The organism is Streptomyces sp. RGM 3693 (genome assembly GCF_050471125.1).
GTDB lineage: Bacteria > Actinomycetota > Actinomycetes > Streptomycetales > Streptomycetaceae > Streptomyces.
The window spans coordinates 523,924-536,583 of the sequence record NZ_JBMPPQ010000003.1; the positions used below are offsets into that span (position 1 = coordinate 523,924).

13 protein-coding genes and 3 pseudogenes are annotated in these 12,660 nt (G+C 71.4%); 12 read left to right on the forward strand and 4 right to left on the reverse strand.

All coding sequences use genetic code 11. The annotated features are described in order from the left end of the window. Positions 1-88: 88 nt before the first annotated feature. From ACO0M4_RS30980 to ACO0M4_RS30990, 3 genes and pseudogenes are all read left to right on the forward strand, one after another. A pseudogene (locus ACO0M4_RS30980) lies at positions 89-745 on the forward strand (CBS domain-containing protein); the annotation flags it as partial. A 146-nt stretch (positions 746-891) separates the two neighbouring features. Continuing rightward, a complete protein-coding gene (locus ACO0M4_RS30985) occupies positions 892-1,755 on the forward strand; it encodes a universal stress protein (protein ID WP_430374383.1) in 864 nt (287 codons plus the stop codon). Positions 1,756-1,805: 50 nt separating this feature from the next. Next, positions 1,806-2,534 carry a helix-turn-helix domain-containing protein gene (locus ACO0M4_RS30990; protein WP_430374384.1) on the forward strand — a complete coding sequence of 243 codons (729 nt, stop codon included), beginning with the start codon at positions 1,806-1,808 and terminating at the stop codon, positions 2,532-2,534. A 198-nt stretch (positions 2,535-2,732) separates the two neighbouring features. On the opposite strand, the gene ACO0M4_RS30995 is transcribed toward ACO0M4_RS30990, so the two are convergent. After that, positions 2,733-3,194, reverse strand: a complete 462-nt coding sequence (locus ACO0M4_RS30995) for a cyclic nucleotide-binding domain-containing protein (protein WP_430374385.1) — start codon at positions 3,192-3,194, stop codon at positions 2,733-2,735. A gap of 175 nt (positions 3,195-3,369) precedes the next feature. Between ACO0M4_RS30995 and ACO0M4_RS31000 the strand changes: the two are divergent. The 8 genes and pseudogenes from ACO0M4_RS31000 to ACO0M4_RS31035 form a co-directional block, all read left to right on the forward strand. Further along, positions 3,370-3,585, forward strand: a pseudogene (locus ACO0M4_RS31000) (DUF1918 domain-containing protein); the annotation flags it as partial. A 22-nt stretch (positions 3,586-3,607) separates the two neighbouring features. After that, positions 3,608-4,459 carry a universal stress protein gene (locus ACO0M4_RS31005; RefSeq protein WP_430374386.1) on the forward strand — a complete coding sequence of 284 codons (852 nt, stop codon included), beginning with the start codon at positions 3,608-3,610 and terminating at the stop codon, positions 4,457-4,459. Between the two features lie 271 nt (positions 4,460-4,730). Beyond that, complete coding sequence (locus ACO0M4_RS31010; RefSeq protein ID WP_430375328.1) at positions 4,731-4,931, forward strand: hypothetical protein; 201 nt, start codon at positions 4,731-4,733, stop codon at positions 4,929-4,931. Positions 4,932-5,307: 376 nt separating this feature from the next. Beyond that, the gene (locus tag ACO0M4_RS31015; protein ID WP_430374387.1) at positions 5,308-7,020 is read left to right on the forward strand and encodes a GAF domain-containing protein; all 1,713 of its coding nucleotides are present in this window, start codon (positions 5,308-5,310) and stop codon (positions 7,018-7,020) included. Between the two features lie 68 nt (positions 7,021-7,088). After that, positions 7,089-7,553 carry a MerR family transcriptional regulator gene (locus tag ACO0M4_RS31020; RefSeq protein WP_430374388.1) on the forward strand — a complete coding sequence of 155 codons (465 nt, stop codon included), beginning with the start codon at positions 7,089-7,091 and terminating at the stop codon, positions 7,551-7,553. An 8-nt stretch (positions 7,554-7,561) separates the two neighbouring features. Beyond that, positions 7,562-8,605 (forward strand): aldo/keto reductase, encoded by a 1,044-nt coding sequence (locus tag ACO0M4_RS31025; protein WP_430374389.1) that lies wholly within the window; start codon positions 7,562-7,564, stop codon positions 8,603-8,605. 247 nt (positions 8,606-8,852) lie between these two features. Further along, complete coding sequence (locus tag ACO0M4_RS31030; protein WP_430374390.1) at positions 8,853-9,347, forward strand: DUF3995 domain-containing protein; 495 nt, start codon at positions 8,853-8,855, stop codon at positions 9,345-9,347. 226 nt (positions 9,348-9,573) lie between these two features. Further along, the gene (locus ACO0M4_RS31035) at positions 9,574-10,125 is read left to right on the forward strand and encodes a YciI family protein (RefSeq protein WP_430375329.1); all 552 of its coding nucleotides are present in this window, start codon (positions 9,574-9,576) and stop codon (positions 10,123-10,125) included. Between the two features lie 133 nt (positions 10,126-10,258). Here the strand turns inward: ACO0M4_RS31035 and ACO0M4_RS31040 are convergent, their stop codons facing one another. Continuing rightward, positions 10,259-10,957: a response regulator gene (locus tag ACO0M4_RS31040; RefSeq protein WP_430374391.1), complete on the reverse strand. Its 699-nt coding sequence runs from the start codon at positions 10,955-10,957 to the stop codon at positions 10,259-10,261. Positions 10,958-11,142: 185 nt separating this feature from the next. On the opposite strand from ACO0M4_RS31040, the gene ACO0M4_RS31045 reads away from it, so the two are divergent. Continuing rightward, complete coding sequence (locus tag ACO0M4_RS31045) at positions 11,143-11,472, forward strand: hypothetical protein (RefSeq protein WP_430374392.1); 330 nt, start codon at positions 11,143-11,145, stop codon at positions 11,470-11,472. Between the two features lie 43 nt (positions 11,473-11,515). Here the strand turns inward: ACO0M4_RS31045 and ACO0M4_RS31050 are convergent, their stop codons facing one another. Together ACO0M4_RS31050 and ACO0M4_RS31055 are read right to left on the reverse strand one after the other, a co-directional pair. Then, complete coding sequence (locus tag ACO0M4_RS31050; protein WP_430374393.1) at positions 11,516-12,172, reverse strand: CBS domain-containing protein; 657 nt, start codon at positions 12,170-12,172, stop codon at positions 11,516-11,518. Positions 12,173-12,281: 109 nt separating this feature from the next. Continuing rightward, positions 12,282-12,647 (reverse strand): annotated as a pseudogene (locus ACO0M4_RS31055) (GNAT family N-acetyltransferase); the annotation flags it as partial. Positions 12,648-12,660: the final 13 nt, after the last annotated feature.

A 12,660-nucleotide genomic window follows, 5' to 3' on the forward strand; every position in this document is an offset into this window, starting at 1 on the left:
CCGAGTGGCTCATAGCGGTTCGTTCACCGGCCCGGCCACGCTTGAGGTGTGACCGCACCGCCGGCCGCCGTGCTGGAAGGAGCCGGAGATGGAGCACCGCACGATAGGTGAGCTGATGACCCGGAAGGTCGTGAGCGTGCAGCTCGACACCCCCTTCAAGGAGATCGCGCAGACGCTCGCCGACCACGCGGTGAGCGCCGTGCCGGTGCTCGACAGCCTCGGCAGGCCGGCCGGCATCGTTTCGGAGGCCGATCTACTGCGGAAGGCGGCCGACCGGTCCGATCTGTCCGGGCGCACACCGCTGCCGCACGTGGAGGCGTGGGAGAAGGCCCGGGCGGAGGGCCGCACCGCCGGAGAGCTGATGTCCGCTCCGGTGGTGTGCGCCCATCCGGAATGGACGGTGGTGGAGGCGGCGCGCCTGATGGAGGTGCAGCAGCTCAAACGGCTCCCCGTGGTCGACGAGACGGACGCCCTGCTGGGCATCGTCAGCCGCAGCGACCTGCTCCGTGTCTTCCTGCGCAAGGACGAGGCGATCCGGGAGGAGATCACCCGGGAAGTCCTCGGGCGCACGGCACGCCTCGGTGCGGGGGACGTGACCGCTGACGTCGAACGGGGACAAGTGACCCTGCACGGCAGGGTGATGGACCCGCTGCTCGTCCCCGTGCTGGTGCGGATGTGCGCGAGCGTCGACGGCGTGGTGTCGGTGTCCGAAGACGTGTGGGTCTCCGAAGACGTGCGAGCATCCGATGGCATACGGGCGTCCGGTGGCGTGCGGGAATCCGATGGCCTGATGGCTGTGCCGGCCACCGGCGGCCGGGCGGACGGGGCGGACGGGGCGGACGGGGCGGATGGGGCGGACGAAGGACGGTCAGGGGGAAGCTGGTCGCCGTCATGAAGAACGTCGTCACCGTCGGTGTGGACGGTACGTCCCAGGCCCTGGCGGCAGCACGGTGGGCGGCGCACGAGGCGCGGCTGCGGCAGTCCCGGTTGCGGCTACTGACCGCCTGGCAGCCCCTCACAGCACGGCCGCGCGGCGCACCGTGGTCGGCGGAGCCGCCGCACTGGCCGGACCGGATCATCGAGGAGGCCAGGTCGGCGGTCGAGTCGACGGAGCCGGGGGTGCCCGTTGACGTGGCTCTGGTGCGCGAGCAGCCGCTGGAAGCCCTGGTCGAGGCCGCCGAGCAGGCGGATCTGCTGGCCCTGGGGTCGCGGGGGCTGGGCCCGGCGGCGCGTTTCGCGCTGGGCGAAACCGGCCTGGACCTGGTACCACGGGTCGCGGTTCCGGTCGTCCTGGTGCGGGCCCGGCAGGACAGCCCCGCGGTCGAGAGCAGCAGCAGCGTCGCGGTCGGTGTCAGCCTGCACGCCTCCTGTGAGGGGCTGTTGGCCTTCGCCTTCGAGACCGCCGCCCGGCGAGCCGTCCCGCTCTGTGCCGTGCACGGCAGGAACCTGCCCCCGTTCGCCTACGACCGTGGCGGCGACGCGGAGCGGGCCGCGGCGGAAGAAGCGGCCCGGATCGCACGCGAGGAGCTGTCCAAGGCGCTGCGTCCGTGGCGGGAGAAGTTCCGGGACGTGCGGGTGGAGGAGCAGGTGGTGATGGAGAGCCCGGCACCCGCCCTCCTGCACGGCGTGGCGGGGGCGCAGCTGCTGATCGTCGGCCGTCGGCACCTCGGCCAGGCGGTCCCGCGTATCGGCCATGTCGTCCACGCGGCCGTCCACCACGCGCCCTGCCCCGTGGCGATCGTGCCGCACGAGTGACCGCTCCGCACGGACGAGCCGGACCCGCCGGCAGAAAGGACGTGTACGCGATGACGACCGACCGAGCAAACGGATCCGGGGCCGAGCCGACACGGCCCCGCAGCGACCTGGGCCGACGGACCGCACTACGCCGGCAGCAGTTGGGGCTGACCCGCGAGGAGGTCGCGGCCCGGGTCGCCGCCTCGCCCGGCTACCTCCAGTACGTCGAGGAGCACGGGGCCGAACCGAGCATCGGGTTCCTGCTGCGTCTCGCCGGTGCGCTCAACACCTCGGTCGCCGAGCTGACAGGCCGTACCGCCGACCTCCCGGCGGGCTTCGGCAAGGCCGGCGCGCACCCCGAGGTGCTGGCGCTCGGCCCCGAAGAATGCCGGGAACTGCTCTCCACACACGGCGTCGGCAGGGTGGCCGTCACCCTCAACGACGCCCCCGCCGTCTTCCCCGTCAACTACACCGTCGTCGACGACGTGATCGCCTACCGCACCCAGGCGGGCTCCGGCCCGGCCGCGGCGGACGGCCACGAGGTCGCGCTGGAGGTGGACCACATCGACGAGGCGTTCAGCCAGGGATGGAGTGTGCTGGCCGTGGGACCCGCCGAGGTCGTCACCGGGTTCTACGAGTCCCGCACGTTCGAGGAGCGGGCGTATTCGGCCCCTTGGGTAGGTAGTAGCCGGTACCAGTGGATCGCCATCCGACCGACCCGACTCAGCGGGCGACTGATCCGCGTCCCCGGGGCGCCGACGCCGCCGACCGGCAGCACCGACCGCGACGCGGGCGCGTGAACGGCCCGGCCACGCCGCGCGGTACCGCCGGAGGTCGCCGGTGCGGGCACCACCGGCACCACTCAGGCGACCACCACCGGCACCACTCAGGCCACCACCACCGGCACCCCTCAGGCGAGCACCACCGGCACCCCTCAGGCGAGCACCGCAGGGTCGTTCAGGCAACCGCCGCCGGGCCGCTGACCACCGCCGGGCCGTTCAGGGCGGTGCGGGCCGGACGCTCGCGCCCGCGCCGCCCGGATCGATCAGCCGGTGCCGGGTGGCCAGCAGTCGGCGGGCGACGACGTCGAGGACTTGGCGGGTCACCGCCAGCCCCAGAGCCGGGTCCGCTTCGCACAGCGCACGCACCGCGGTCGCGTCGAACTCATGGGCCCGGACGAGGGTGAACGCCTCCGCGCCCATCCGCCAGCGGTACGGCGGCACCAGCCACGACCAGCCCAGCAGGTCCCCCGGGCCGAGCAGATCGACGACCGCCGGCCGCCGGCCGGCCACGTGGACGTCGAGGTTCACCGATCCGGTGCGGAGGATCCAGAACTGGTCGGCGGCTCCCCCCTCCTCGAAGATGTGGGTGCCTGCCTGGAAGGTCACCTCGTGGGCGAATGCCAGCAGGCGTTCCCGTCCGTTGAGCGGGAGTCGCTGGAGCAGGGGCGTGGTGGCCATGACGGCCTCCTCATCACCGTCAGTGAAGCGCGTGGCGACGCCGCGGACGAGTCCCGGTCGGCCCCGACCCGATGGGCCGAAAGACCCTTCAACCAGGCAACTCGCCCCATGTCCCGCCGGCGCCGCCGGTGGCAGGTTCGGCACTGGGCACCCGTGCACGAACGAGGTGAGGTCGGTGAAGGCACACGTAGGCGATCAGCTCGTGGTCGCATGCCCGACCACGGGGACCACCCGGCGGGACGGGGAAGTCGTCGGCCTGCACTACGAGGACGGCACCCCGCCCTACGACGTCCGATGGTCGGACACCGACCAGATCTGGCTCTTCTTCCCCGGCCCCGACACCCGCATCCGACACACCAACTGCCCTTCACAGGCTGCACCGCCGCGCACCACCACTTCGGCGGAGGTGTGACATGGGCGGCCCGGTCCTCGTCGGGCTGGACGGCACCGGCAACAGTGTGCCGGCGGTGCGCTGGGGCGCCGAGGAGGCGGCCGTCCGCAACCTCCCACTGCACCTCCTGCACTCCTGGGTCTCCCCGCCTTGGCCGGCCGCCTCCGATGGGGAGGGGACCGACCGGCGCAGGTACGGCTCCGACGTCCTCGACCGGGCCGAGGCCATGGCCGAGCAACTGCACCCCGGGATTCCGGTGAAGGCCGAGCAGGTCGCCCAGGAAGCCGCTGACGCGCTGGCGGAACGCAGCGGCGAGTCCACACTGCTGGTGCTCGGATCGCGCGGGCACGACAGCATCGCCGGCTTCCTGATGGGCTCGGTGAGCCTGCGCGTCCTGGGGCGCGCAGAGTGCCCCGTGGTCACTGTCCGCGAGGAGGAGTCATCCGTCGGCCCCGGCCCCGAGATCGTCGTCGGCGTCCAGGAGGCGGGCATCGAAGGCGACACCGTGCTCGCTTACGCGTTCACGACGGCCGCGGCGCACCACACAGAGCTACGCGCAGTACGCGCTTGGAGGTCCGCGACCGTCCTCGGCGACGACACCGCCCCTCCACTGGACGACGTGGAGCGCGTGACGGACGAACGGGAGTTGCTCTCCGCACGTCTCGCCCCGTGGCGGAAGGAGTTCCCCGACGTCCGGGTGATCGAGCAGGTGGCCCACGGCAGGCCCGTACCCGTATTGCTCAGTGCCTGCTCGCGGGCCGGGCTGCTGGTCATCGGGCGCCGGGCGCGACGCACACCGATGCCCCTCGGGCCGGCCGTGCTCGCCGTCCTGCACCACTCCCGCTGCCCGGTGGCGGTCGTTCCTCGGGAGTGAGCACGCAACACGGGCCCCAGGCGGCGCCAGCCTCAGTCGTCACCACCGGTGGTGTCAGTGGTCACCACCGCCAGCGTCAGTAGTCACACCCGTTGAGGCCGCGATAGACGAAGCGGGTCAGGATCTCGGTCACTTCCTCCTCGGCCGACATGTCGGCCATGAGGGCTTCGAGGAGGGCTTCCTTGCCGGCGAAGTGGTTGGAGAAGGAGCCCGCCGCACGCCCTGCTGCCTCAACACCGGTGTACAGGACGCCTACAACCTCGGCTGGAAACTGGCCGACGGCGCACCCGACCTGCTCGACAGCTACGAACCCGAACGACGCGCGGCAGCCGCCAAGGTCCTCGACGTCAGCTCCCAACTTCTCCAACGACACCGGGAAGGAACCGAATACGACGCCTCGGACGGCACTTCCCTCCTCATCCGCCCCGACGGCTACATCGGCCGACGTCAGGACCAGCCCCGTTCACGGTGATGTGCCAGTCCGTCCAGCGCATGTCCATGGATGTGGAGATGGAGATGGGGATGGAGATGGACTTGCACATGGACTTGCGCATCGACGTACATATACGCGTGGACACGCCGTTCTGATGCGGCCCGGTGAGCAACGTCCCTAGCCCCCATGTGAGTTCGGGAAGGAAACCGCAACCGGCCTCGCCGGGGCCGTTGCCCCCGCGAATGGCTACCGCCGCGGTCGCCCCGTCGGCCAGTAGCCGTAGCGCCGTGGTGCAGTGGTGGCACGCCCGGCGTCGGCCCGCGGGGGTCGCTGCTCACAAGGTGTCCTTCGGCTCCTCGCACTACCGTGGAAGGTGTGGCCGGGTCGCGGACACCGGCCGCGGTGGAGGCTTGCCGTGGGCGAGGACTACTGCCGTACGGAGGAGGGGCTGCGCCCGCTCCTGCACGGATTGCCGGACGAGCTCGCGGAGCGGCTGCGCGCGGTGGAGAAGGTGAGCAGCCGGTCGCAGCACCTGCTGCTCGAAGCGGTGCTGACGGTGGGCGCAGGGCTGGAGCTGCCGCAGGTGCTGCGCCACATCGTCGAGGCCGCCGTCGTGGTTGCGGACGCGAAGTACGGCGCGCTCGGTGTGATCGGCGCGGATGGCCGGCTCACGCAGTTCCTGCCCGTCGGGCTGACCGAGGAGCAGTTCAAGGCGATCGGCCCCTTGCCGGCCGGCCAGGGGATCCTCGGGGAGTTGATCCGCCACCCCGCACCGCTACGGCTGAGCGAACTGGGCGACCATCCCGCGTCCTACGGATTCCCGCCGAACCACCCGGCGATGCACTCGTTCCTGGGGGTACCGGTCAGGGTCCGGGACGAGGTGTTCGGAAATCTGTACCTGACCGAGAAACGCGGTGGCGAGCCGTTCACCGACGACGACGAGACGCTGCTGTCGACGCTGGCGGTGGCCGCCGGGGTGTCCATCGAGCACGCGCGGCTCTTCGAAGGGGCCCGCTACCGCCAGGAATGGTTGGAGGCCAACCACGAGATCGTGGCTGGATTGCTGCCTGGCGCGGAGGAGCAGGACGTACTGTCCACGATCGTCGACCACGCCGTGCGGATCCTCTCCGCCGACCTCGGAGTCCTGGCCCTGCCGGTGGAGGGCGACCGCTTGCGCATGGAACTGGCTTCCGGCGTCGACTCCGAAGCGCACCGCGGCCTGGTTCTTCCCCGCCGCGGGTCGTTCGCGGGGACCGCGCTGGACGCCAGACGTCCGCTGATCAGCGCGGACGTCGAACACGACCCGAGGATCACCACCGGTCCGCCCCGGTGGTGGGGGCTGGGGCCGGCCGTGGCGGTTCCCATGGCGACCGGCGAGAAGGTCCGTGGCGTGCTGCTCCTGGCGCGACTCCGCGGGCGCGCCCCGTTCACCGAACCCGAGACCGCACCGTTGCTGACGTTCGCCGGACAAGCCGCGCTCGCCATGGAACTGTCCGAGCAACGAGCGGCCGCGGAGCAGGTGAGGCTGCTCAGGGACCGCGACCGCATCGCCCGCGACCTGCATGATCTGGCCATTCAGCGGCTCTTCGCGATCGGGATGACGTTGCAGAGCGCGGTGCGCTTCGTCGATCACCCGGAGGCGAGCGAGCGGCTACTGCGCGCGGTGGACGACCTGGACGAGACCATCAAGATCATCCGGTCCACCATCTTCGGGCTGCGCTCCCGCGACGTGACCCGCGGACGGCCGGGGCTCCGGGCCCGGACGGTCGCCACGTTGGAAGAAGCCACCCGCACGCTGGGGTTCACGCCGTCGCTCCATATGGAGGGCCTGCTGGACACCGACGTACCGGAGGGGCTCGCCGAACACGTCCTGGCGGCGCTCGGGGAAGCCCTGAGCAATGTCGCCCGACATGCCCGGGCGAGCGCGGCGGACGTGTCCCTGATCGCCCGGGCCGGTCGGTTCACCCTGACCGTGGCCGACAACGGCGTCGGGATCCCCGAGGACGGCCACCGCAGCGGTCTGCTCAACCTCGCCAAACGGGCCGAGGGTGCCGGCGGCGGGATGACCGTCGAGGCTCCGGCGGGCGGCGGCACCCGCCTGGTGTGGTCGGCGACGCTGCCCGCCTGACACCGCACGCGGGCGCTGTGCGGAGGGCACTTGCTTCAAGTGCACTTGAAGGTTCTAGCGTGTCCCGCATGACGGTGATCGACAGCTCGACCATGAAGCCGCCCCCCGTGGACGTCTGTGTGTCCGCGGGGCAGGCCCATCCGCGACCCGACGGCCAGGACCGCTACACGATCAGCGAGGTCGCGGCGTTCACCGGGCTCAGGGCCCACACCCTGCGCTGGTACGAGCAGATCGGTCTGATGCCGCACGTCGAGCGGTCGCACAACGGCCAGCGTCTCTTCGACAACAGGGACCTGGACTGGCTCGCCTTCGTGGGCAAGTTGCGGCTGACCGGGATGCCGGTCGCCGACATGGTCCGCTTCGCGGAGCTGGTCCACCAGGGCGAGGCCAGCTTCGGCGAGCGGCGGGAAATTCTGGTACAGACCCGGCACAAGGTCGCCGCGCACATCGCGGAACTCCAGGACACCCTCACCGTCCTCGACGCCAAGATCGACTTTTACACGGGCGCCCGCCGGGCGCCGGAAGGGGCCTGAGCGCCATCATGAGCAACGCCATCCAACCGATCAACAAGGTCGAGCTGGGCACCGGTGGCCCCCTCGTCGGCATCCAGGGCTTCGGCGCCATGGGGATCAGCGCCGCCTACGGAGCGACGGACGACGCGGCGGCCCGCGACACCCTGGAGGCCACCGTCGAGGCGGGCGTCACCCTCATCGACACCGCCGACATGTACGGCATGGGCGCCAATGAGGAGTTCCTCGCGCCGTTCGTCGCCGCGCACCGCGACGAGATCACGCTGGCCACCAAGTTCGCCTTCGAGTACCGCGTCGACGACCCGAGCTACCGGGCCATTCGCAACGATCCCGCGTACCTCAGGCAGGCCGTCGAGGGGAGCCTGCGCCGCCTGAACGTCGAGGTCATCGACCTCTACTACATGCACCGCCGGGACCCCTCCGTGCCGCTGTCCGAGTCCGTCGGCACCATGGCCGAACTGGTGCGGGAAGGCAAGGTCAAGCACCTCGGCCTGAGCGAGGTCACCGGTGCCGAACTGCGCGAGGCGCACGCCATCCACCCGATCACCGCCCTGCAGTCGGAGTGGTCGGTCTTCAGCCGGGACGTCGAGCGCAGCGCGGTGGGCGCGGCGGCCGAGCTCGGGGTCGCCTTCGTGCCGTACTCGCCGCTCGGCCGGGGCTTGCTGACCGGCACCTTCACCGACGCGGGCAAGGAGCTCTCCGGCAGCGATTTCCGGCAGCTCCTGCCGCGCTTCACCGGCGACAACGCCAAGGCGAACGCCGCGCTTCTGGCGCCCCTGCACAAGATCGCGGCCGACCACGGCGCGAGCACGGCGCAGATCGCCCTGGCCTGGGTGCAGCAGCGGGCCCAGGTGCACGGCCTGACCGTCGTACCGATCCCCGGGACCCGCAAGCGCAGCCGCCTGCAGGAGAACGCCGCGGCCACCCGGATCACGCTGACCACCGAGGAGTTGGCGCTGCTGGAGCCGATCGCCGGTCAGGTGGCGGGCGACCGCTACTCGGACATGTCACTCACCTCCGTAGGCCGGGAGGCCCAGGGCCCGTCGTCGGAGTGATCTCGGGCGGCGGAATGCGGCCGGGTGCTACGGCCTGTCAGGCGGATCGGGGATCAAGGTCTGACAGGTCGCGGCGCCTGGTGCGGTGCAGCGCAAGGCACCCTCGACGGTCGGGGCCGCCCGCTCGCGGAACGCGCCGTCACCTCCGAGGTGTTCCGTCGTATGTGATGGCCGACTGGACGGTGGGCATGTCGGTTCCTCGTCCGGACTGGCGGCTGCGTACCGCTACCGTGGCATGCTTCCCCCCATGGATGAGGATCTCCCGAAAGAGTCAACACCAGGGTTGTGGGGGCGAATCGCGGGTGCCTGGGCGGTCGCCTTCGGCATGCTGCACTTCTACTGGGCGCTGGGCGGTAGTTGGGGCCTGAGCGTCTCGGCGGGTCCGCTGGCCGAGGAACGCCCCGGGTGGTTCGTCGCGGTGGGCCTGTGGGGTGTGGGAACGCTGTGCCTTGCCGGTGGTGTGCTGGGATGGCTCCTCACCGGGCCGCGATGGCCTGGCGTGGCCGGACGGGCGGTCAAGGCACTGGGCTGGTGTGCCTGCACCGTGCTACTGGTGCGTGGTCTCGCCATCGAGGCGCTGCTGCTGACCGATGCAGCGGGCCAACGGATGAACGTGAGCCCGGATCAGCGGTTCTGGACGCTGGTGTTGTGGAACCCCTGGTTCCTGGTTGGCGGCCTCGCCTTCGGCCTGGCCGCCCGGAAGTTCGGCAGAGCGGAGCGCCTGAGTGAAGGTGCCGCCTGACCGTACGCGAGGTGCTACGGGCCGGCCCTGACGACGACGTCGGGCTCGCGGCCATCCGCCTGGGACAACCACAGCTACCCCGCGTCGTTCGAAAGCTGTCATCGACGGACACTTCATGCCAAGGCCCTGCTGGAGCAGTTGGCGTGGAGCCGCCGAGCTGGACATCACCGTGTGGCACACCGCGAACGTCTGGGCAGGTCGGCAAGTGCTGGTGAAGACTGTGGTCATGGAGTTCTTCTGCTACCACCGCGATCGGCCAGGCTCCTTGGCGCTGCGCCAGGAACTGTTGGAAGAGCACTGGTCCTACATGGACCGGTACGGAGCGGAGATGATCGCCCGCGGCCCGACCCTCGCCGGCGATCACGACACCCCCACCGGCAGTGTGCACATCCTCGACCTGCCCGATCCCGCCACCGCCCGCGCGTTCGCCTTCGACGAGCCCGGCTACCAGGCCGGCGCGTACCGGGACGTGCTGCTGCGCCGGTGGCACAACACGCTGGGGCGCACCATGTGGGACTTCCCCGGTGGCCGGACCGGCGGCAGCCGTTACCTGGTGCTCGGCCTCGGCACGGGACCGGCCGCCGACCTCGCCGTGCCGCCCGACCGGGACGAACTGATCGCGTACGGGCCGCTGTTGTCCGACGACGGCGCCACCTGGCTGGGTACCGCGGCCCTGGTCCGGGCGCCGGACCCGGACGCGGCCCGGGCCGTCCTGACGCCGGACCGGTACGCCGACATCGAGGTCCACAACTGGCAGTTCGGCGGGCGACCGTCATGAAGCGAGGCGTCGCCCGCGTGCCACCCCCTTGCCTGAGCCGTCGTAGTCGCCCGCGTGCCACCGCCTGGCCCGAGCCGTAGTCGCCCGAGCCGCCGTCGCCCGAACCGTCGTCGTCGGATCCGGGAGAGCGGCTCTAGCCGGCCCGTTGTGTGCCGGTCCGCACACCGCGCTGCGTGGCCAGCACCGCTGCCTGGATGCGGCGCTCGACGCCGAGTTTCGCCAGGAGGCGGGAGATGTGGTTCTTGACGGTTTTCTCGGACAGATAGAGTCGCGCGCCGATCTGACGGTTCGTCAGCCCTTCCCCGATCAGTTCGAGGATCTCCCGCTCCCGCGCCGACAGCCCGGACAGCGCGTCCTCCTCGGGCCGGGTGTCGTCCTCCTCGCCCCGCAGCCGGCGCATCAGCCGCGCCGTGGTCGCCGGGTCGAGCATCGAACGCCCCGTCGCGACGGTGCGCACCGCGGCGACCAGGTCCGCCCCCTTGATCTCCTTGAGGACGTATCCGGAGGCGCCGGACATGATCGCGTCGAGCAATGCGTCGTCGTCATCGAACGAGGTGAGGATCAGGCAGGCCACCCCCGGCAGCCGCGAGCGCAGCTCACGGCAGACGGAGACCCCGTCGCCGTCCGGAAGGCGAACGTCGAGCACTGCCACGTCGGGCCGCAGCGCGGGTCCCCGGGCCAGCGCGTGGTCGGCCGTCCCGGCATCGCCCACCACCTCGATGTCGGGCTCCGCGTCGAGCAGGTCCTGTACGCCGCGTCGGACGACCTCGTGGTCGTCGACCAGGAACACCCGGATCGGCCGCCGCGGTGAGAAGGTACCCGTCTCGCTCATGAGGCCCTCCGTCCGTGAAACCGGGCCCCTGCTCCATCGTGGCGCCACCCGAGGCGGTGTGCCAGGGCCGAACGGTTCCGGCCCGGTTCCGCCGAGCGCATACCGGCCCCCGCTCCGGGACCGTTCGGCCCTCTCCCACCGCGGCCCGGGATGGCACGCTCGGGGCAGCAGCGGAAAGGGGTGCGATGCCTGTGCTGAAGCCTCACCCGCCGTGGCGGCGCGACTCCATGCGGCGGGGCACGGACGTGGCGCAGTCCTGGATGACGCTGATCGCCGGGCTGCTGGCGGAGCCGGTGTGGTTGGACCGGCACGGAGCGCTGGTACGGGACCCCAGCACCCCGGCAGACACCATGGCCATGAGCGTGGCAGCCGGCACCGTGGCCGCGTGCGGCGCCAGTCTGTTGGTCTTCGGTGCGGACAGGGCCGGCGGCTACCTGCTGGATCGCCGGCGCTCGGCCCAATGGGAGCAGGAGTGGGCGGCACTGGACGCGGAACGGCGGCACCACCGTCAGTGACCTTGCGGAGGACCGCCAGTGACCGCGCGGAGGCCCGCCGCAGTCAGGGCAGCGGGTCGCCGCGGCCCGCAGTCCCCCCGAGTCCCCTTGGTCCCCCGTAAGCGCCCTCGTAGCGGTGGGTGAGTCGGCTGACGACGGCGGTGACTCCGTCGATCTGCCGTGTCATCCGCACCAGAACAGCCACCTGGCCGCTGCTGTCCAGGCATCCTGCGAGCGTCACCACGCCGTCGCGGACGGCGACGTCGATGGTCCGTGGCCCCAGCCACATCATCCGCACCACGATCTCGTCGATGACCTCGTCCCGGATCTCGTCGTCGGAGCGGGCGAAGAGCCGGAGCACATCGCGCCGGGTGAGCATGCCGACGAGACGGGCCTCCTCGTCCACGACCGGGAGCCGCTCGATGCCGTACGAGGTCATCAGGCGGGCGGCCCTGATGACCGAGTCGTCGGCGCGGACGGTACGGGCCGGGGCGGACATCAGGGCCCGCGCACAGCGGTCCGGGGAACTGTCACCGGTACGCCGCGCCCGTTCCAGGTCCGTCGCGGAGACGACCCCGATCACCTTGTCGTCGGCGTCGACCACCGGCACGCCGTTGATCCCGAACTCGCCCATCCACCGCACCAGTTCGGCCACCGGCGTCCCCCCGGACGCGCGGACCACGTCGCCGGTCATGACCGCCCCGACCCGTCGTCGCTTCATCTCGGTTCCCTTCTCCCCACGGTGTGCCGACCCTTGCCGGTTTCACGGTGACGCCATGCTCGCGTGCGAGGTGCACGAGGTGCACGAGGTGCTCCAACAGCAGGGTGCCCACACCGCGGTGGTGGAAGTCGGCGGCGACGGCCCGGGCGATCTCCGCGGCGGCCGGGTCGTCGCCGGTCTCGTACTCGGCGACGCCGATCAGCCGGTCGCCGTGCAGGGCGGCCAAGGTGCGGTGCCCGGGTCCGCCGGGCGTGCGGAGCCGGTCGGCGGCCCGTTCGCCGGAGCGCCGACTCACCATGAAGAACCGGTTCCGCAGGCGGTCGACGGACATCTCACCGAAGAGCCGCAGCACCTGTTCGCGGTCCGCCGGACCTGCCGGACGCAACCGGACCGTGCTCCCGTCGGCGAGCAGCGCGCGCACCGTGCGGACTGCGGAGGCCGTTTCCGTCATCGCACCTCGTCCTTCCTCAGGCATCGCCGCACCTCGC